This window comes from Tropicimonas sp. IMCC6043, assembly GCF_004146235.1.
In the GTDB taxonomy this organism is placed as follows: domain Bacteria; phylum Pseudomonadota; class Alphaproteobacteria; order Rhodobacterales; family Rhodobacteraceae; genus Tropicimonas.
In genome coordinates this window covers 218,181-236,742 of record NZ_SELO01000001.1, presented here as the reverse complement: position 1 = coordinate 236,742, position 18,562 = coordinate 218,181, and the positions used below count along the sequence as shown (strand labels likewise).

The window sequence follows — 18,562 nt, the reverse complement described above, 5'->3', positions numbered from 1 at the left end:
CCGCCGGTCGCCGCGATCCGGGATTGACGCCCGCGCAGACGCACCCCACACCGTCCTCATGACAGAACAGTTCGACGGCAGTTTCACCCAGCAGGAGCCAATCCCGGAGGAGGCGATCGCGGCAGCGACCGAGGTGATGCGCCACGGCCGGCTGCACCGCTACAACCTCGCGGCCGGAGAGGCAGGGGAGACCGCGCTTCTGGAACAGGAATTCGCCGCCTTCACAGGCGCGCGCTACTGCCTCGCGGTGGCCTCGGGCGGCTATGCGCTCGGCGCGGCGCTGCGCGCGGTGGGTGTCGCGCCGGGCGATCCGGTGCTCACCAATGCCTTCACGCTCGCGCCCGTTCCCGGCGCCATTGCCGCGCTCGGGGCACGCCCGGTCTTCGTCGAGACGACCGAGGATCTGGTGATCGATCTCGACGATCTCGCGGCCAGGGCCGGTGCGGCGCGGGTCCTGCTTCTCAGCCATATGCGCGGCCATGTCTGCGACATGGACCGGCTGATGGAGATCGCCGATGCGGCCGGGCTCATCGTGGTGGAGGATTGTGCCCACACGATGGGCGCGACCTGGCGCGGTGTTCAGTCGGGCCGACACGGGGCCCTGGGCTGCTATTCGACCCAGACCTACAAGCATCTCAATTCCGGTGAGGGCGGGCTGATCGTCAGCGACGATGCCGATCTCATTGCGCGCGCCGTGCTTGGATCGGGCAGCTACATGCTCTACGAGCGCCACCTCGCGGGGCCGCCACTCGATGCATATGAGAGGGCAAAGCTCGACGTGCCCAACGTCTCGGGGCGGATGGACAACCTGCGCGCTGCAATCCTGCGCCCCCAACTCGCCCGTTTGCCGGAGAAACTCGCCGCCTGGAACGCCCGCCATGACACTCTCGAGGCGGGGCTCCGCGGCACGCCGGGACTGCGGCTCGTGGAACGGCCGAGCGAGGCGGTACGCATCGGCTCTTCCTTCCAGTTCCTCTTGCCGGGCTGGTCAGGGGACGAGGTCCGCGCGCTGCTCGCGGCCTGCGCCGCCCGCGGCGTCGAGCTGAAATGGTTCGGCGCCGCCGAGCCCGCCGCGTTCACCTCGCGCTACGATCACTGGCGCTATGCCGAGAGCGACCCGTTGCCGCGGACCGACAGGATCCTTGCCGGGCTTATCGACATGCGCCTGCCGCTGACCTTCAGCCTCGAGGATTGCGGGCTGATCGCCCGGATCCTCCGCGCGGAAGTCACCCGCATAGAGGCCGGCCGGTCGCGCTGACCGAGCCTCAGCGGGCGCAGATCTTGGCGACGAAGTCGCGGGTCATCCGGTTCGCCGTGGCCGCGGTCATCTTCGGGTCGTGGTGCCAGCCGTTGATCCGGGTGGCGTCATTGACCGTGACCTTCTGGAGGCACGCTTCCGGAACGCCTGAATCTGCGAGATCTTTGATGACCGTGCTCTGCATGTTCGACATGGCATGCGCCGCTGAGACGGACAGGACCAGTGCGAGGATTGTCGGAATAGTTTTCATTTCCGTTCCCTTTCCCGGGAGGCTTCGGTGACTTTCCAAAGACATATTGGGCGGAGGCGGCGGTGCGCCAAGAGCGCGGGACAGGCGGAGCCTCACGCCGGGAACACGAAACAGCGATCTCTCCGTAGCGTCAACCAGAGCGGCGTGCCCGGTTTCGGCAGGAAGACGGCGGGAACCGTCGCCTTCAGCATCGTGCCGTCCTGTTCCATGCGGAACTCGACGAGGCTCTCGCGGCCCATGAACCGCGCCCGCTCCACGATGCCGCGGGCCGCAACCCCTTCGGAGGGCGTCGGGTTTGGGCCGCGGCCCTGGCGGTCGAAGTCGATTCGCAAATGCTGCGGACGGATGACGATCTCGACCGCGGCGCCGTCTGCATGGCCCGGCGTGAGGAACTGGCCGAACGGCGTCTCGGTCAGCGCACCGCGCGAAATGCCGCGTACGATGTTGATATCCGAGAAGAACCCGGCGGCGGCGCGGTCCACGGGATTGTTGTAGATATGATAGGGCGCACCGCGCTGCACGATGCGCCCCCGCCGCATCAGCGCGATCTCGTCGGCCATGCGCATCGCCTCGTCCGGCTCGTGCGTGACCAGGAGGACGGCCGTCCGCTCCTCCTTCAGGAGCGCCAGCGTGCGGTCTCGGATATCGTCCCGCAGCCGGTTGTCGAGGCCCGAGAAAGGCTCGTCCATCAGCATGATGGCTGGTCTTGGTGCGAGCGCGCGGGCCAGCGCCACGCGCTGCTGTTCGCCGCCTGAGAGCTGGTGCGGATAGGCATCGAGGAAATCGACGAGGTCGACCCGCTCCAGCAGGTCGACGACCCGCGACCGGTTGGCCCGGAGACCGCCCGCGAGGCCAAAGGCAACGTTCGCTGCGACGCTGAGATGCGGGAAGAGCGCGAAATCCTGGAACATCAGGCCGATGCCGCGATGCTCGGGCGGGATGTGGCGGGAGGCGTCGGAGACGACCTTTCCGTCGACCAGAATCCGCCCCGTATCCTGCCGGTCGACCCCCGCCACGATCCGGAGTGTCGTCGATTTTCCACAGCCGGACGGACCGAGCAGGCAGGTGACCTGGCCCGGCGCGACCCCGAGCGAGACGCCGGCGACCACGTCGCGGCCGTCGAAACGGCGGCTGACGGCGTCGATCTCGAGGCGCGGTTGCTCGGGCACAGGCTTTCCTGATCGTTTCTCTCGGACCGCGGCAGCCCTAGCAGCGGTCCGACGCCGGAGCAAGGCCCGCCGCGGGGCGTGGCTCAGTCAGACGCGGCATTCGGCCCGGCGGACCGCTGCGCCTGTGTCCGTTTCTGGAACGATTGCTCATCACCGAAATCGGAAAACCTCACATAGGCCGAGTGCGGATCGGCGGTGCGACTGGCGTGCTTGATCGGGCACCAATGCGCCTCGGTGCGTGCCGCCACTTCGCGGACAAACCCGATCAATCCGTTGGCATAGCCGCAATAGACGCAGTTCAGCTTCTGGAGCGCGTTGAGATAGGCCAGGTGATGGCGGTCGATCACGATATGGTCGCGCCGCCGGACCTTCGCGATGCCGTATACCGGGAAACAGACCGCCTGATAGAGCGAGACGAAGAGGTCGAGCAGGACAAGCGGCACGATCAGCACGTAGATCAGCGGCGCGGTCACAACGACCAGCAGCCGGGTGCGGGCGAGGAAGCTCGTCAGCGTTTCGCGCGCGGCACGGTGCCGGGCGAGCACCTCCTCTTCGAACACCACCTTTCGCCGATCGAAACCGTAGCGGAAGACGCTCCGCTTCTCCTCGAGCTCCGCCTCCAGCGCTGCCTGAAGTTCATGGATGCGTTCGGACAGCTGGTCGAGAGGGGAGGTCATCGGCGGCTCCGCGGTCTGGTCCCGGAACAGCCGAGCATATAACTGCCGCAAAGCCAAGAAGCGCGACGCGGTGCAATCCGCACCGCCGCTATCGGCACACGCCCGTTCCCGACATTGCAGGCGCCTCACCAACCTCTCCCCGGTCGAACCTCACCCGGGCCGGCTGGCCATCGGCCCCGGCGCGCCCTAGGGTGTCGCGGGAGAATTTCGAGGCAAGCCGGCATGACCCAGATGGACGACGAGGAAGAGCGCCGGCGCGGGCGACGCGTTCTGCGCGACGTGCTCCCCTATCTCTGGCCGGCGGACGACCCGGGCGTGAAGATCCGCGTGGTCGCCGCGCTCTCGGTGCTTGTCCTCGCCAAGGTCGTCGCCGTCGCCACACCGCTGCTCTACAAGCAGGCCGTCGATGCGCTGGCCGGCGACGCGCCGGGGCAGGCGACGCTGTTTGCTCTCGGTGCGATCGGGCTCACCGTGGCCTATGGCATCACGCGGCTCTTCTCGGTCGCTTTCCAGCAGCTCCGCGACGTGATCTTCGCCCGCGTCAGCCAGGGCGCGCTGCGCCAGCTCGCGCTCCGCACCTTTCGCCATATCCATTCGCTTTCGCTCAGCTACCACCTCTCCCGCAAGACCGGCGCGCTCAACCGGGTCATGGAGCGCGGCGTCAAGGGCGTCGCCTTCCTACTGCGCTTCCTCGTCTTCTCCATCGGCCCGCTGCTGCTGGAGCTGGTGATGGTCTGCGCCGTGCTCGCCGCGGTCTTCGACTGGCGCTTCCTGGTGGTGCTCGTGGTCACCATCGCGGTCTATGTCTGGTTCACCTTCGCCATCACCGAATGGCGTGTCCGCATCCGCCGCGAGATGAACACCCAGGACAACGAGGCCAACCAGCGCGCCATCGATTCGCTGCTGAACTTCGAGACGGTGAAATATTTCGCCGCCGATACCCGCGAGGCGGAACGCTATGACAGCTCGATGGAGGGCTACGAGAGCGCCGCGCTCAAGACAGCCTATTCGCTCGCGCTGATCAATCTCGGCCAGGGGCTGGTCATCAATGCCGGCCTCGTCGTCGTCATGGCCATGGCAGCGCGCGGCGTCGCCAGCGGCGAGTTCACCGTCGGCGATTTCGTCATGGTCAACGCCTACATGCTGCAGATCATCATGCCGCTCAACTTCCTCGGCACGGTCTATCGTGAGATCCGCCAGAGCCTTGTCGACATGGGCGAGCTGTCGGACCTGTTGGCAGTGGCGCCGGAAGTCACGGACGCGCCCGGTGCGCCGCCGCTCGTCGTGCGGGGCGGTGCGGTCGCCTTCGAGAACGTGCATTTCGGCTACGAGCCGGAACGGCCGATCCTCCGGGGCGTCTCGTTCCACGTGCCGGCCGGCGGCAGCCTCGCCATCGTCGGGCCGACCGGGGCGGGCAAGTCGACCATCGGACGGCTGCTCTTCCGCTTCTACGACCCGCAACAGGGCCGGCTCACCATCGACGGGCAGGACATCAGCGGCGTCACCCACGCCTCGCTCCAGCAGGCGATCGGCGTGGTGCCGCAGGACACGGTGCTTTTCAACGACACCATCCTCTACAACATCGCCTATGGACGCCCCGAGGCCAGCCGGGCGGAGGTCGAGGCCGCCGCGCGCGCCGCCGAACTGCACGATTTCGTGGCTGCCTTGCCGAAGGGCTACGACACGCTGGTCGGCGAACGCGGTCTGAAGCTCTCGGGCGGCGAAAAGCAGCGTGTCGGCATCGCCCGGACCATCCTCAAGGACCCGCCGATCCTCCTGCTCGACGAGGCCACCTCGGCGCTCGACACCCGCACCGAGCGCGATATCCAGTCCGCGCTGGCGCGGATGGGGCAGGGGCGGACGGTCCTCACCATCGCCCACCGGCTCTCGACTATCATGTCCGCCGACGAGATCGTCGTGCTGGAGGCAGGCAGGGTCGTCGAACGCGGCAGCCATGCCGAGCTGATCGCCCGTCCCGGGCGCTACGCCGACATGTGGGCGGCGCAGCGCGCGGCGGAGGACGACACGCCGACGGAGCCGCCGCGCGGGCAGATACGGGCGGCCGGGGAATGAAGCGGGTGACCTTCGCCGACGGCACGGATGTCCCGGCCCTGGGCCAGGGAACCTGGATGATGGGCGAGGACCCTGCGCGGCGCGAGGACGAGATCGGCGCCCTCCGGCGCGGCATCGACCTCGGGATGACCCTGATCGACACGGCCGAGATGTATGGCGCCGGCGCCTCCGAGGAACTGGTCGCAGAGGCGATTTCCGGGCGGCGCGACGCGGTCTTCCTGGTGTCCAAGGTCTATCCGCACAATGCCTCGACCGGTCGCCTCGCGGCTGCCTGCGAGGCGTCGCTGCGGCGTCTCGGCACGGATTGCCTCGATCTCTACCTTCTGCACTGGCGCGGCAGCGTGCCGTTTTCCGAGACGGTAGAGGGCCTCGAACGGCTGGTTGCGGCGGGCAAGATCCGCCGCTGGGGCGTCTCGAACCTCGATGCGGCCGACATGGCCGAGCTTCGCGGGACGGCGGGAGGCGAGGCGGCAGCCACCAACCAGCTTCTCTACAACCTCTCCTGCCGCGGCATCGAGTGGGACCTGTTGCCGGAGGCCCGCGACCTGTCGATGCCGGTCATGGCCTATTCCCCGATCGACCAGGCGCGGCTCCTGGGCGACGCGGAGCTTGCCGGGCTCGCGCGCGAGATCGGCGCGACGCCGGCGCAGCTTGCGCTGGCCTGGGTCCTCGACCGCCCCGGCGTCATCGCCATCCCCAAGGCCGGCCGCGTCACCCATGTCGAGGAGAACGCCGCCGCCGCCGGCATCGTTCTGACCGACGAGATCCGCGCCCGGCTCGATGCGCTCTTCCCGCCGCCCGCCGGCCCGAGCCCGCTCGCCATCCTCTGATCCCCCGATTTCCTCTGGACCCCATCGCCCGCGCCTGTCACCCATGCGCGCAACGTCACGGGAATGGAGTGGGACATGCCGCGGGAACTGCAATCGGACAGGATGGGAGCGCCGAAAGGCACGGCGAAACAGGTCGTGGTCTTCGTTCATGGTTACGGCGCGGATGGCGCCGACCTGCTCGGCCTGGCCGAGCCGCTCGGCCCGCACCTGCCGGACACCGCCTTCTACGCCCCGAACGCGCCCGAGCCCTGTGTCGGCAACCCGATGGGCTACCAATGGTTCCCGATCCCCTGGCTCGACGGCTCGAAGGAGGAAGACGCGCAGACATCCATGGCCGCCTCGGTCGAGAGTCTTGACGCCTTTCTCGACCGCGTTCTGGCCGAGGAGGGGCTCCCGGCCGACCGGCTCGCACTCTTCGGATTCTCGCAGGGCACGATGATGTCGCTCCACGTCGCCCCTCGCCGGGAAAAGGCCATCGCCGCGCTCGTGGGCTTCTCGGGGCGGCTGCTGGCGCCGGAACGGCTTGCCGAGGAGCTCAAGGTTCGGATGCCGGTCCTGCTGCTGCATGGCGACCAGGACGAGATGGTGCCCTATGCCTCCCTCAAGGAGGCCGCCGACCGGCTCGCGGCGACCGGTTTCGAGACCTATGCCTACACGATGCGAGGCACCGGGCACGGCATCGCCCCGGACGGGCTCGGACAGGCGGTGGGGTTCCTGCGGATGAAGCTCGGCATCGAGGAGGAGTGAGCGGGGCGGAGTGGTTATTCAAGGACGACGCGACTGCTGGAACGGAGCTCTGGACCGCCCGGAATAAGCCGAAGGCGCCGGGCGAGCGCCGGACCGGCCCACCGGTCTGGCGCTTTGCCGCCCGCGCGCAACCTTTCCAGCCTTTTCGGACCTTTCTGAGATAAACCGCGCCGTTCGAACGCCGGTGCGCCAGCCCCCGGACCGGCGCTCGCCCGGCGCCTTCGGCGATGTTGGCGTGGTCAGCCACCCGCTCGACACGGACCTTCCGCTCATTGCCCTCACCTTGACACAAAACGCTTCCTGTCGCAGGAGGGATCCGTAGCCAACATCGCCGACCCGACCAGGAGCAGGACCGATGATCAGCCGGAAAACGGACGCCTTCACACTTTGCCTTCCGCTTTCCGGTGCTTTCCATGCCTGCTCTCTCGCTGATCGATCTTCGCTATTCCCATCCTGACGCCACGCCCGTCTTCGACGGCATCACGCTGACCCTGCCACCCGGCGCATCCGGGCTCGTCGGCGCCAACGGGTCGGGAAAATCCACACTTCTTGCGCTGATCACCGGGCGGCTCGCACCGACCGGCGGGCGGATCGATGCGCCGGCGCGCCTGTCGTTTCTGGCCCAGAGCCCTGATCCGTTGGACCCTCTCGCCGCGCTTTTCGGCGCCACCGCGGCGCTCGACCTGCTACGTCGCGCCGAGGCGGGTGCGGCCAGTCCGGAGGATCTGGCCGAGGCAGACTGGGAGCTTGAGGCGCGGCTCGACGCCGCGCTTGACCGGGTCGGCCTTGGCGGGGTCGATCTGCTGACTCCAGTCAGCCGGCTCAGCGGCGGTCAGCGGATGCGGGCGGCGCTTGCCGCGGCCTTCTTCGATGCGCCGGAACTGGTGCTGCTCGACGAGCCCACCAACAATCTCGACAGCGACGGGCGCGAACTCGTCGCCGATCTCCTTGCTGCCCATTCCGGCACGGCGCTGGTCGCCAGTCACGACCGGGACCTGCTCGACCGGATGGACCATATCCTGTCGCTCGAGGCGGGGAATGCATCGATTTTCGGGGGCGGCTGGACCGCCTTTGCCGAGGCGCGGGAGGCGGCTCGGGCGCGGGCCGAGGGGCGCGCGGCGCGGGCGGAGCGGGACCTGCGGTCCGCCGAGCGGGAGATCGCGCAGAGGGCGTCCCGCGCCGCCGTGCGGGCGCGGACCGGCAAGGCCCTGCGGCGGAGCGGCAGCCAGGCAAAGATGCTGACGGATGCCGCAAAGGAGCGGTCGGAAAATTCCGCCGCAGGCAGTGCGCGCCTGGCCGAGCGGCGGCGTGCGGCGGCGCGGGCGGAGGCAGAGGCCGCCCGCGCGGCGCTGACACAGGCAGTCCCGCGCAGGGTTGAGGCGCAGGCCGCCCGTGGCGCGCAGGTCGTGCTCTCGATGCGCGATGCGGGTTATCGCTACGGGCCCGGCGAGCCCGCAATCGCGGGGCTCAACCTCGAGATCGGTCGCGGCGAGCGGGTGGCCCTCGAAGGCCCGAACGGCAGCGGCAAGTCGACCGCGCTCCGGCTCGCCGCCGGATTCCTCGAGCCGACCGAGGGCAGCATCGCCCGGCCCCGCCGGATCGCGTTTCTCGACCAGAATGCGGCGAGCCTCGGGCAGGGCGGGCGGCTCGCGGAGCGGTTCCGCGCAGTTCATCCCGGGCTTGGCCGCAATGCTGCGCATGCCGCCCTGGCGTGGATGGGCTTTCGGGGAGCGGCCGGCGACGCCGAGATAGACCGGCTCTCGGGCGGCGAGCGGGTGCAGGCGGCGCTTGCGCTGGCGCTGGCTGCGCCCGAGCCTCCGGAGCTGCTCATTCTCGACGAACCGACCAATCATCTCGACCTCCCGGCGCTGGAGGCGGTGGAGCAGGGGCTGCGGGCGTTCGACGGCGCGATGCTGGTGGTGAGCCATGACGTCGCATTCCTGCGGCAGATCGGCATTGCTCGGCGGATTTGTCTTCTGCCTGCGGGTTAGGCGTCACATTCCTGTAACGGTTGCCCGGTAGCCAATCGCCAGAGCCCACCGCATGACGGGGGTTGTCAGGCGGGAAACGCCACATATAGTTGCATCAAAACGGGGCGGGTCGTCCCCGCCCTGAGCCGAGGAACCGAGCAGTCAGGGCGAGGACGGAGTCACTCACGATGGACGGAGATTTCAGGACACATTTCGTGCGCGAGCCCAACGCGCTCCGGCATCACCCGGCGCTCGTTCTCAACGCCGACTACCGGCCGCTCTCCTACTACCCGCTCTCGCTCTGGCCCTGGCAGGAGGCCGTGAAGGCAGCCTATCTCGACCGTGTCGACATCGTGGCCGAGTATGACGAGGTGGTCCGCAGCCCGTCGACGGAGATCCGAATACCGTCGGTGGTTGTGCTCAAGGACTTCGTCAGACCCCAGAAGCGCGTGGCCTTCACGCGCTTCAATCTTTTTCTGAGGGACGAGTTCCGCTGCCAGTATTGCGGCGGGAAGGGGGACCTGACTTTCGACCATGTCGTGCCGCGCGCGCGTGGCGGCACCACGAGCTGGGAGAACGTGGTTGCGGCCTGCGCCAGTTGCAACCTGAAGAAAGGGTCGAAATCGCTGCGCAAGGCCGGCATGAGCCTGCTGAAATCGCCTAGGCGCCCCGGCGCGGAGGAACTGCGCAACACCGGGCGGAAATTCCCTCCCAATCACCTGCACAAGTCCTGGCTGGACTTCCTCTACTGGGACGCAGAACTCGAGGCGTGACCGGCCCGCGCCCGCATCAGTCGACGGAAATCGCCAGCAGCCTCTGGCGGTCGAGCACGCGTACGCGTCCATATCCTTGTTCGACAGCGCCGGCCGCGACGAAGCGGCGCATCGCTCGTTGCAGCGTCGGAAGCGACACCGCGATCAGCTCTGCCAATTCTGCCTGTCCCAGCGCGATCCATCCGCCCGAGGCGGCATTGATCTCCTCGTAGTGCAGCAGCCGCAGTGCCAGGCGACGGTCCGCCCCGGCGACTGCCATGTTCCCCAGAAGTCGCAATGCCGTCTCGAGGTTGCGATGCGACAGGGCAAAGAAGTCGCCGTAAAGAGAGGGGGTCGCGGCCACGAGTTCGAGGAGGATTACCTGCGGAATGTGCAATCCGACTGTCGATTGCCCCGCGATCAACGAGATGAGCCGCTCGCCCTCCGCAAAAAGCGCCGATTCCCCGACCCAGAATCCGGGTTCGGTTCGGTGAATGGCGACGACTTGGCCGTCATCGCCGGGGAGCTGGATCTGCAGTCCGCCGCGGGCGAAACCGTAGACCCCGTCGCTCGGATCGCCCATCAGGTAGACCGTCTCGCCCGCGTCGAATTCCACCAGCCGCGTGGCCGCCAGGATTCGCTCCCGCGCGTATGGCGCGCGTTCCGACAGCCAGCCGGTCTCGCGCAGGAAAGCACGGGTCTCTTCCAGCAGCCGCAATTTTCGTTCTTTGTCCGGCATTTCCATCAAATGACAGGTTTCGACGCTTCCCTGAAGATATAGTGGCCGGCACCGGGCGACAACGACCGCGTGAATGCCGACATTCGCCGTCCCGCGGAAACGATCCATTTGGCCCCGGAAGGCGGGCCACGGCCCACAGGCCGTGAACCAGTTATCCAATTCAGTACATCGACAGGGAGATCAATGATGCCTTTCCACCCACCTCCGACACCGGGATCTTGGTTGCGCAGCCTCGGAATCGCGACCGTCACGCTCACAATCACGGGCGCGGCCTGGGCGCAGGACGCCGACAAGCCGAACATCCTCGTCATCTGGGGCGACGATGTCGGCCAGTCCAACATTTCGGCCTACACGATGGGCCTGATGGGCTACGAGACGCCGAATATCGACCGGATTGCCGAAGAGGGAATGATCTTCACCGACTATTACGGTGAACAGAGCTGCACTGCCGGCCGATCCTCCTTCATCATGGGCCAGTCGGTCTTCCGCACGGGCCTTTCCAAGGTCGGCCTGCCCGGTGCCGAGGAAGGCATGCAGATCGAGGACCCGACCATCGCCGGCCTCCTGAAGGCCGAAGGATACGCCACCGGCCAGTTTGGCAAGAACCACCTCGGCGATCGCGACGAGCACCTGCCGACCAACCACGGCTTCGACGTGTTCTTTGGCAATCTCTACCACCTCAACGCCGAGGAGGAGCCGGAGAACGAGGACTACCCGCGCGACATGGTGCTCCCGAGCGGCGAGACCTTCCTCGAGCGGTTCGGCCCACGTGGCGTGCTGCGCTCCTCGGCCACCTATGGCGAGGGTGAGATCACCCAGGAAATCGAGGACACCGGTCCCCTGTCGATTGCCCGCCAGGAGGTGGTCGATGACGAAACGAGCGCCGCCGCCATCGCCTTCATCGAGGAACAGACCGCTGCGGGCACCCCGTGGTTCGTCTGGTGGAGCGGAACGCGCATGCATTTCCGTACCCATGTGAGCGAAGAAAAGCGCGCGATGGCCGACGAGATCGTCGGAAAGCATGTCGACGAGTACACCGCCGGCATGATCGAGCACGACCAGCATATCGGGCAATTCCTCGACACGCTCGACGAGCTCGGCATCGCCGACAATACCATCGTCTTCTACTCGACCGACAACGGCCCGCACATGAACACATGGCCCGATGCCGGAATGACGCCGTTCTGGGGCGAGAAGAACACCCAGTGGGAGGGTGCCTGGCGGGTGCCGGCCATGGTCCGCTGGCCGGGGCATATCGCCGAGGGCGAAGTGGTCAACGAGATCGTCCACCATATGGACTGGCTGCCGACCTTCCTCGCTGCCGCCGGCAACGAGACGGTAAAGGAGGACCTGCTCGAAGGCGTCACCGTCGACGCGATGGCCGGGCGCAACTACCGCGTGCATCTCGACGGCTACAACATCCTGCCGCTGCTGACCGGCGAGACAGACACGAGCCCGCGCAACGAGATCTTCTACTTCACCGATGACGGCGATCTCGCGGCGTTGCGGGTGCGGGACTGGAAGATCACCTTCCTCGAGCAGAAGGCCTGGGCCACATTCCGCGCCTGGATCGAGCCGCTGACACCGCTCAGGACGCCGCTGATCTTCAATCTCCGCCGCGATCCCTACGAGCGCGGCTACCGCACGTCCAACACCTATTACGACTGGATGCTCGACCGGGCCTACATGCTGGTGCCGGCACAGACCTATGTGGCGAACTTCCTCGCCACCTTCCAGGAGTATCCGCCGCGGCAGGAAGCGGCCTCCTTCAGCCTCGACAAGGTGATGGAGAAGCTGTCGCAGCCGGGCGGTGCCCAGTAACCGCAACCGCGACGCAAGAAACGGCCTGCCCTGCGCGACCCGCGCGGGGCAGGTTCAATTGTTAATGAAAGGTTATTCTCGATGCGCATGCTCGCCACTGCCGCCTGTCTGTCGCTCCTTGCCGCCGCCGCGTTCGCCGATCCGCTGCCCTCCTGGAACGCGGGCGAGACCAAATCCGCCATCATCGGCTTCGTCGAGGCGGTCACGGACCCGGCCTCGGACGAATATGTCACTCCGGCCGACCGCATCGCCGTCTTCGACAATGACGGCACGCTCTGGAGCGAGCAGCCGGCCTATTTCCAACTCTTCTTCGCCATCGACCACGTCAAGAAGATGGACGAGTCCCAACTCACCTCCGACGCACTCAAGGCCGCGGCCGCGGGTGACATGAAAGCACTGATGGCGACCGGGGAGCAGGGGCTGCTGGAAGTCCTCGCCGCGTCCCATACCGGAATGAGTGTCGCGGCATTCAAGGACTCGGTCGCGTCCTGGCTCGACATGGCGGTGCACCCGACCACCGGCATGCGCTATGACGCCATGGTCTACCAGCCGATGCTGGAGCTGCTGAGCTTCCTTCGCGACGAAGGCTTCGCGACCTATATCGTTTCCGGCGGCGGCATCGATTTCATCCGTGTGTTCTCCGGAGGGGCCTACAACATCCCGGTGAGTCAGGTCGTCGGCTCCTCGCTCGTTTCCGACTATGTCGTCGAGAACGGCACGCCGATGCTGATGAAGACGCCCGATCTCTTCTTCCTCGACGACAAGGCGGGCAAGCCCGTCGCAATCAACCACCACATCGGCAAGCGCCCGATCTTTGCGGCGGGCAATTCGGACGGTGATTTCCAGATGCTGGAATGGACGACGTCGGGCGAGGCACCTTCCTTCGGCCTCTATGTCCATCACACGGACGACGATCGGGAATGGGCCTATGACCGCGAGGGCCATATCGGCGTGCTGAACCGCGGGCTCGACGACGGTCCGGAGCGCGGATGGTATTTCGCCGACATGGCAAAGGACTGGGCGGTGATCTGGCCTGCCGAGTAGCACCCGCATCGCTGCGGCGCTCTTTCGCATGGCCGCCCGCACTCGGCACCGTCAGGATCGCGGCGACAAGGGAGTAAGCGGTATGAGCGAGACAGCGGAGATCCGTGACGGCGAAGAACTTTTGGGCTTCGACCCGGCCGGGCGCATCGAGGCGGGCATTGCCTTCATCGGCCGCATCCGCAGCCCGTGGCAGGACCGCGAAAGCTGCCCGCGCAACATCTCGAGTGCGCGGGAGAGCGGGCAGGGCGCGCGGATCGAACTTGCCGAGGGCTACGGCGCCGGGCTTGCCGGGCTGGAGCCGGGCAGGGCGCTCCTGGTGCTCTACTGGATGGACCGCGCCCGGCGCGACCTGATCGTTCAGAACCCTCGGCACACCGAGGCGCCGCGCGGCACCTTCGCTTTGCGCTCGCCCAACCGGCCCAACCCGATCGCGCTCTCTGCGGTCACTATCCGCTCTATCGACGTGACGAAGGGCGTCATCGAGATCGACGCGATCGACTGTCTCGACGGCACGCCGGTGGTCGACATCAAGCCCTGGCTGCCCGGGATCGACATGCCCGCGGGCCTTGTTCCTGAGGTGGATGCCGGACGTTGATTTAGGGACATTCCCCTGACCGGGGACGGTTCAGGCCGGACCAGCCCGGCCCGGCTGCTCTGTTGACAAGTCCAGAGAGACGTCCCGGTAACTCTGATCGACCATGCTTCAAGCGAGCATGCCGGCGAGGGTGTCCGGAAAGACTCACCTTCGAACGCTCCTGACGCCGATTCGTTTTCTCCGTGGCAGGGTGATTCGCGCTGGTGTTTACTGCCGGCAATGGCGGCCGGGAAAGAGCCGCAAGATGAGGCAGGAATGACGGATATCCTATCGGCGACCGCGACGCGGTCGGCCGGCGAAGCGATGGCACTCTGCGTCTATCGGCCCGGAGACCGGGTCCGGACGACGACCGGCGAGACCTCCGCGGAGCGGCTGCGGCCCGGGGACCGGATCGAGGGCGGCGCGGTCCTCTGGTTCGCGATGAGCCGGGGAATCGAGGGACGGTCGATGATCCGGGTCATGCTGGGCAAGGCAACGGCGCGCAGGGCGCCCGCGGCGCCGATGATGGGCCGGGTGTCGCCCGAAACCGGGCGTTTCGAACGTATGATGAATTTGGCACCGCCGCGCGGGGCAGGTACCTGGGTGCACTGACCCCGCGAGTCTGGGGATGGGTGCGCGTCACGCGGCCCATCCCCTCTTTTTGTTCCCTGCATACCCACTTCCGCGTGCCCTCCGGATCGAAGCGCCGCGTCGTGACCAGTGCCCTGCCTCCCGGGAAGTGTTGACACCGCGCGCCACTGGCCTAACCAACGCCTCCATGAAGGATCCCGCACATATCCAGGCCGACGGTGCGCCGGAAGGGTTCGACGCCCTGCTGCTCGCGCGCGAACTGGCCAAGGGCGCGCCCATCGTCCATGTCGCGCGCGATGACAAGCGGCTGGCGGCGATGCGGGCCGCGCTCGCCTTTTTCGCGCCGACAGCCGTGGTGCTCGATTTCCCCGGCTGGGATTGCCTGCCCTATGACCGGGTTTCGCCCAACCACGACATCTCCGCCACGCGGATGGCGACGCTCGCTGCCCTGGCCACGGGCATTCCCGGCCCCTTTGTCCTGCTGACCACGCTCAACGCCGCCACACAGCGCGTGCCGGCGCGGGACGTGCTGCGCGAAGCCGCCTTTTCGGCACGGGTCGGCGCGCGGATCGATGACACCGCGCTGAAGGCGTTCCTCACGCGCATGGGCTTCTCGAAGGCGCCGACGGTTATGGAGCCCGGCGACTACGCCATTCGCGGTGGCATCATCGACATCTATCCGCCGGGGCAGGCAGGCCCGGTTCGGCTCGATCTTTTCGGCGACATGCTCGATGGCGCGCGCCGCTTCGACCCGGCAAGCCAGCGGACCATCGAGACGCTGCGGACGGTCGAGCTCGCGCCGGTCTCCGAGGTGATCCTCGACGAGGCGGCGATCACCCGGTTCCGGCAGAACTATCGCATCGCCTTCGGCGCCGCGGGCACCGACGACCCCCTTTATGAGGCGGTGAGCGCGGGGCGCAAGCAGGCCGGAATGGAGCATTGGCTTCCCTTCTTCCACGAGCGGCTCGAGACGCTGTTCGACTATCTCCCCGACGCGACCTTGATGCTCGACGACCAGCTGACCCCGGCGCGCATCGCGCGTTGGGACGGGATCGCCGACAGCTACGAGAACCGGCGCGACGCGATGACGTCGAAGGCGCGGCTCGATTCCGTTTACAAGCCAGCGCCCCCGGGCGCGCTCTATCTCGACGAGGCGGCATGGGACGCGGCCGTGGCCGGTCACCGGGTGATGCATCTTCACGCGCTGCCCAAGGGCTCCGGGCCGGGGGTGATCGACGCGGGCGGGCGGATCGGCCGTAATTTCTCCCCGGAACGACAGCAGGAAAATATCAGTCTTTTTGGTGCCCTGGCGGATCACCTTCGGGCAAAACGTGAAGTCGGGCAGGTGGTCGTCGCCTCTTACTCGGAGGGCGCGCGGGAGCGGCTCGCCGGCCTGATGGAAGACGAGGGCGTCCACGGCGCGACCGAGATCACCGATTTCCGGGATGTGCCCGACGGAGTCGGCGGGCTCTATCTCGCGGTCTGGGCGCTGGAGCACGGTTTCGAGGGCAAGGGGCTGACGGTCATCTCCGAGCAGGACGTGCTCGGCGACCGGCTGATCCGGCGTCCGCGCAAGAAGCGGCGGGCGGACAATTTCCTCACCGAGGCGCAGTCGCTCAGTCCGGGGGACCTCGTGGTCCATGTCGATCACGGCGTCGGCCGCTACAAGGGGCTGGAGATCGTCACCGCCCTCGGCGCCGATCACGAGATGATCCATCTGGAATATGCCGAGGCCGCGCGGCTCTACCTGCCGGTGGAGAATATCGAGCTGCTGTCCCGCTTCGGTCACGAAGAGGGGCTGCTCGACAAGCTCGGCGGCGGCGCCTGGCAGGCCAAGAAGGCCAAGCTCAAGGAGCGCATCCGGCAGATTGCCGACAAGCTGATGCGGATCGCCGCGGAACGCGCGTTGCGCAAGGCGCCGGTGCTGCATCCCGACCACCATGCCTGGGAGGAGTTTTCCGCGCGCTTCCCCTACGAGGAGACTGAGGACCAGCTCAAGGCAATCCAGGACGTGCTCGACGACATGGAGCGCGGCATCCCGATGGACCGGCTGATCTGCGGCGATGTCGGCTTCGGCAAGACCGAGGTGGCGATGCGAGCGGCCTTCGTGGCGGCGATGTCGGGCATGCAGGTCGCTGTGATCGCGCCGACGACGCTGCTCTCGCGCCAGCACGCGAAGAGCTTCGGGGAGCGGTTCCGGGGGTTCCCTCTGAAGGTGCGGCAATTGTCGCGTTTCGTCTCCACGAAGGAAGCGAGCGAGACCCGGAAGGGGATCGCGGACGGTTCGGTGGACATCGTCATCGGCACACACGCGCTGCTGGCGAAGTCGGTGAAGTTCCACAATCTGGGCCTTCTGATCATCGACGAGGAGCAGCATTTCGGCGTCTCCCACAAGGAGCGGCTGAAGGAGATGCGCTCGGACATCCACGTGCTGACGCTGACCGCGACGCCGATCCCGCGGACGCTCCAGATGTCGCTCTCGGGCGTGCGCGACCTCTCGATCATCGGCACGCCGCCGGTCGACCGGCTGGCGATCCGCACCTATGTCAGCGAGTTCGACGCGATCACCATTCGCGAGGCGCTCCTGCGCGAGCATTACCGCGGCGGGCAGAGCTTCTACGTCGTGCCGCGGATCTCCGACCTGCCGGAGATCGAGGCGTTCCTGCGCGACCAAGTGCCCGAGGTGACGCACGTGACGGCGCATGGCCAGATGGCGGCAGGCGAACTCGACGACCGGATGAACGCCTTCTACGACGGCAAGTTCGACGTGCTGCTGGCCACGACCATCGTCGAGAGCGGCCTCGACATCCCGACGGCCAACACGATGGTGGTGCACCGCGCCGACATGTTCGGCCTGGCACAGCTCTACCAGATCCGCGGCCGGGTGGGTCGCGCCAAGACCCGCGCCTATGCCTACCTGACCACCAAGCCGCGGGCGAGGCTCACCGACACGGCCGAGAAGCGCCTTCGGGTGCTCGGCTCGCTCGACAGCCTTGGCGCGGGCTTCACGCTGGCGAGCCAGGACCTCGACATCCGCGGCGCCGGCAACCTGATCGGCGAGGAGCAGTCGGGCCAGATGCGCGAGGTGGGCTACGAGCTTTACCAGACTATGCTTGAGGAGGCGATCGGCAAGATCCGGTCTGGCGCCTTCGAGGGGCTGACCGACGATGACGGGCAATGGGCGCCGCAGATCAACCTTGGCGTGCCGGTTCTGATCCCAGAACATTACGTTCCGGATCTGGACGTACGCCTGGGGCTCTACCGCCGGCTCTCGGGGCTCACCACCAAGGTCGAGCTTGAGGGCTTTGCCGCCGAACTGATCGACCGATTCGGGAAATTGCCGAAGGAAGTCAACACCCTGCTGCTCATTGTTCGCATCAAGGCGATGTGCAAGCGAGCCGGGATCGCCAAGCTCGACGGCGGTCCGAAAGGCGCCACGATCCAGTTCCACAACGACAAGTTCGCCAACCCGGCGGGGCTGGTGGCCTTCGTCCAGGCACAGAACGGGCTAGCCAAGGTCAGGGACAACAAGATTGTCGTGCGGCGCGACTGGAAGAACAATGCTGACCGGATCAAGGGCGCCTTCGCGATTGCTCGGGATCTTGCAGAGCAGGCGCGACAGAAGGTCTAGACGACACGGTCGGAAACTCCAGCAACACCTTGGAAACCCGACCGTTTCCTACCGCAAGAGCCGGCGGCGACATTCCTTTGATAGCGTCATCCGTGGCGACGGCAACATTAGTCCGGGACCTTTGAGTGCTTCCTGTGTTACGTTGCGTAAATGGAACTGAAATCCCGAACAATTGGTGAACTGCAATGCTTCTTACGCTCGTCGACAAGGAAACCTTTGACTATCACGAGGCGACGCATGAGGTGATTGCGGAAAAACAAAGCGACTGTGTCCCGCTGATCGGTGACCTGGTCAAGGACGGCCACAGCCTGAGTGCGTTCACGGTCTATCGCGTCGAGGGGCGGGTGTTTCGCTCAAAGCCGACCAAGAACGGCGAGCATTCGGATTTCACCCACGTCTATCTTCTGGTGTCGACAGTGTCGGAACACTGAATCCG

At 66.8% G+C, this 18,562-nt stretch carries 16 protein-coding genes; 12 read left to right on the top strand and 4 right to left on the bottom strand.

Translation table 11 applies throughout. From position 1 onward, the window contains the following. Nucleotides 1-58: 58 nt before the first annotated feature. Nucleotides 59-1,258: a DegT/DnrJ/EryC1/StrS aminotransferase family protein gene (locus EU800_RS01130; RefSeq protein ID WP_129627593.1), complete on the top strand. Its 1,200-nt coding sequence runs from the start codon at nucleotides 59-61 to the stop codon at nucleotides 1,256-1,258. A gap of 7 nt (nucleotides 1,259-1,265) precedes the next feature. Here the strand turns inward: EU800_RS01130 and EU800_RS01125 are convergent, their stop codons facing one another. The 3 genes from EU800_RS01125 to EU800_RS01115 form a co-directional block, all read right to left on the bottom strand. Continuing rightward, a complete protein-coding gene (locus EU800_RS01125; RefSeq protein WP_129627590.1) occupies nucleotides 1,266-1,508 on the bottom strand; it encodes a hypothetical protein in 243 nt (80 codons plus the stop codon). A gap of 92 nt (nucleotides 1,509-1,600) precedes the next feature. Then, nucleotides 1,601-2,677: an ABC transporter ATP-binding protein gene (locus EU800_RS01120; protein WP_129627587.1), complete on the bottom strand. Its 1,077-nt coding sequence runs from the start codon at nucleotides 2,675-2,677 to the stop codon at nucleotides 1,601-1,603. Between the two features lie 83 nt (nucleotides 2,678-2,760). Next, on the bottom strand, nucleotides 2,761-3,354 hold the full coding sequence (locus EU800_RS01115; protein ID WP_129627584.1) for a hypothetical protein: 594 nt from the start codon (nucleotides 3,352-3,354) through the stop codon (nucleotides 2,761-2,763). A 231-nt stretch (nucleotides 3,355-3,585) separates the two neighbouring features. On the opposite strand from EU800_RS01115, the gene EU800_RS01110 reads away from it, so the two are divergent. From EU800_RS01110 to EU800_RS01090, 5 genes are all read left to right on the top strand, one after another. After that, the gene (locus tag EU800_RS01110; protein WP_129628143.1) at nucleotides 3,586-5,427 is read left to right on the top strand and encodes an ABC transporter ATP-binding protein/permease; all 1,842 of its coding nucleotides are present in this window, start codon (nucleotides 3,586-3,588) and stop codon (nucleotides 5,425-5,427) included. Beyond that, nucleotides 5,424-6,257, top strand: coding sequence for an aldo/keto reductase (locus EU800_RS01105; RefSeq protein ID WP_129627581.1), 834 nt, complete (start codon nucleotides 5,424-5,426; stop codon nucleotides 6,255-6,257). The genes EU800_RS01110 and EU800_RS01105 overlap by 4 nt, the downstream gene beginning before the upstream one ends. A gap of 75 nt (nucleotides 6,258-6,332) precedes the next feature. Next, on the top strand, nucleotides 6,333-7,004 hold the full coding sequence (locus EU800_RS01100; RefSeq protein WP_129627578.1) for an alpha/beta hydrolase: 672 nt from the start codon (nucleotides 6,333-6,335) through the stop codon (nucleotides 7,002-7,004). 413 nt (nucleotides 7,005-7,417) lie between these two features. Then, a complete protein-coding gene (locus EU800_RS01095; protein WP_129627575.1) occupies nucleotides 7,418-8,995 on the top strand; it encodes an ATP-binding cassette domain-containing protein in 1,578 nt (525 codons plus the stop codon). 167 nt (nucleotides 8,996-9,162) lie between these two features. Next, nucleotides 9,163-9,747: an HNH endonuclease gene (locus tag EU800_RS01090; protein WP_129627572.1), complete on the top strand. Its 585-nt coding sequence runs from the start codon at nucleotides 9,163-9,165 to the stop codon at nucleotides 9,745-9,747. Nucleotides 9,748-9,763: 16 nt separating this feature from the next. Here the strand turns inward: EU800_RS01090 and EU800_RS01085 are convergent, their stop codons facing one another. Further along, complete coding sequence (locus EU800_RS01085; protein ID WP_165354524.1) at nucleotides 9,764-10,444, bottom strand: Crp/Fnr family transcriptional regulator; 681 nt, start codon at nucleotides 10,442-10,444, stop codon at nucleotides 9,764-9,766. A gap of 207 nt (nucleotides 10,445-10,651) precedes the next feature. Here EU800_RS01085 and EU800_RS01080 point away from each other — a divergent pair, with 207 nt between their 5' ends. From EU800_RS01080 to EU800_RS01055, 6 genes are all read left to right on the top strand, one after another. Next, the gene (locus EU800_RS01080; protein ID WP_129627567.1) at nucleotides 10,652-12,286 is read left to right on the top strand and encodes an arylsulfatase; all 1,635 of its coding nucleotides are present in this window, start codon (nucleotides 10,652-10,654) and stop codon (nucleotides 12,284-12,286) included. Nucleotides 12,287-12,367: 81 nt separating this feature from the next. Next, a complete protein-coding gene (locus EU800_RS01075; RefSeq protein WP_129627564.1) occupies nucleotides 12,368-13,330 on the top strand; it encodes an HAD family phosphatase in 963 nt (320 codons plus the stop codon). Nucleotides 13,331-13,412: 82 nt separating this feature from the next. Further along, nucleotides 13,413-13,925 carry a tRNA (N6-threonylcarbamoyladenosine(37)-N6)-methyltransferase TrmO gene (tsaA, locus tag EU800_RS01070; protein WP_129627561.1) on the top strand — a complete coding sequence of 171 codons (513 nt, stop codon included), beginning with the start codon at nucleotides 13,413-13,415 and terminating at the stop codon, nucleotides 13,923-13,925. A gap of 255 nt (nucleotides 13,926-14,180) precedes the next feature. Then, nucleotides 14,181-14,516: a hypothetical protein gene (locus EU800_RS01065; RefSeq protein WP_129627558.1), complete on the top strand. Its 336-nt coding sequence runs from the start codon at nucleotides 14,181-14,183 to the stop codon at nucleotides 14,514-14,516. A 166-nt stretch (nucleotides 14,517-14,682) separates the two neighbouring features. After that, nucleotides 14,683-18,126 (top strand): transcription-repair coupling factor, encoded by a 3,444-nt coding sequence (gene mfd / locus EU800_RS01060; RefSeq protein ID WP_129627555.1) that lies wholly within the window; start codon nucleotides 14,683-14,685, stop codon nucleotides 18,124-18,126. A 185-nt stretch (nucleotides 18,127-18,311) separates the two neighbouring features. Then, a complete protein-coding gene (locus EU800_RS01055) occupies nucleotides 18,312-18,557 on the top strand; it encodes a hypothetical protein (protein ID WP_129627552.1) in 246 nt (81 codons plus the stop codon). Nucleotides 18,558-18,562 lie beyond the last annotated feature (5 nt).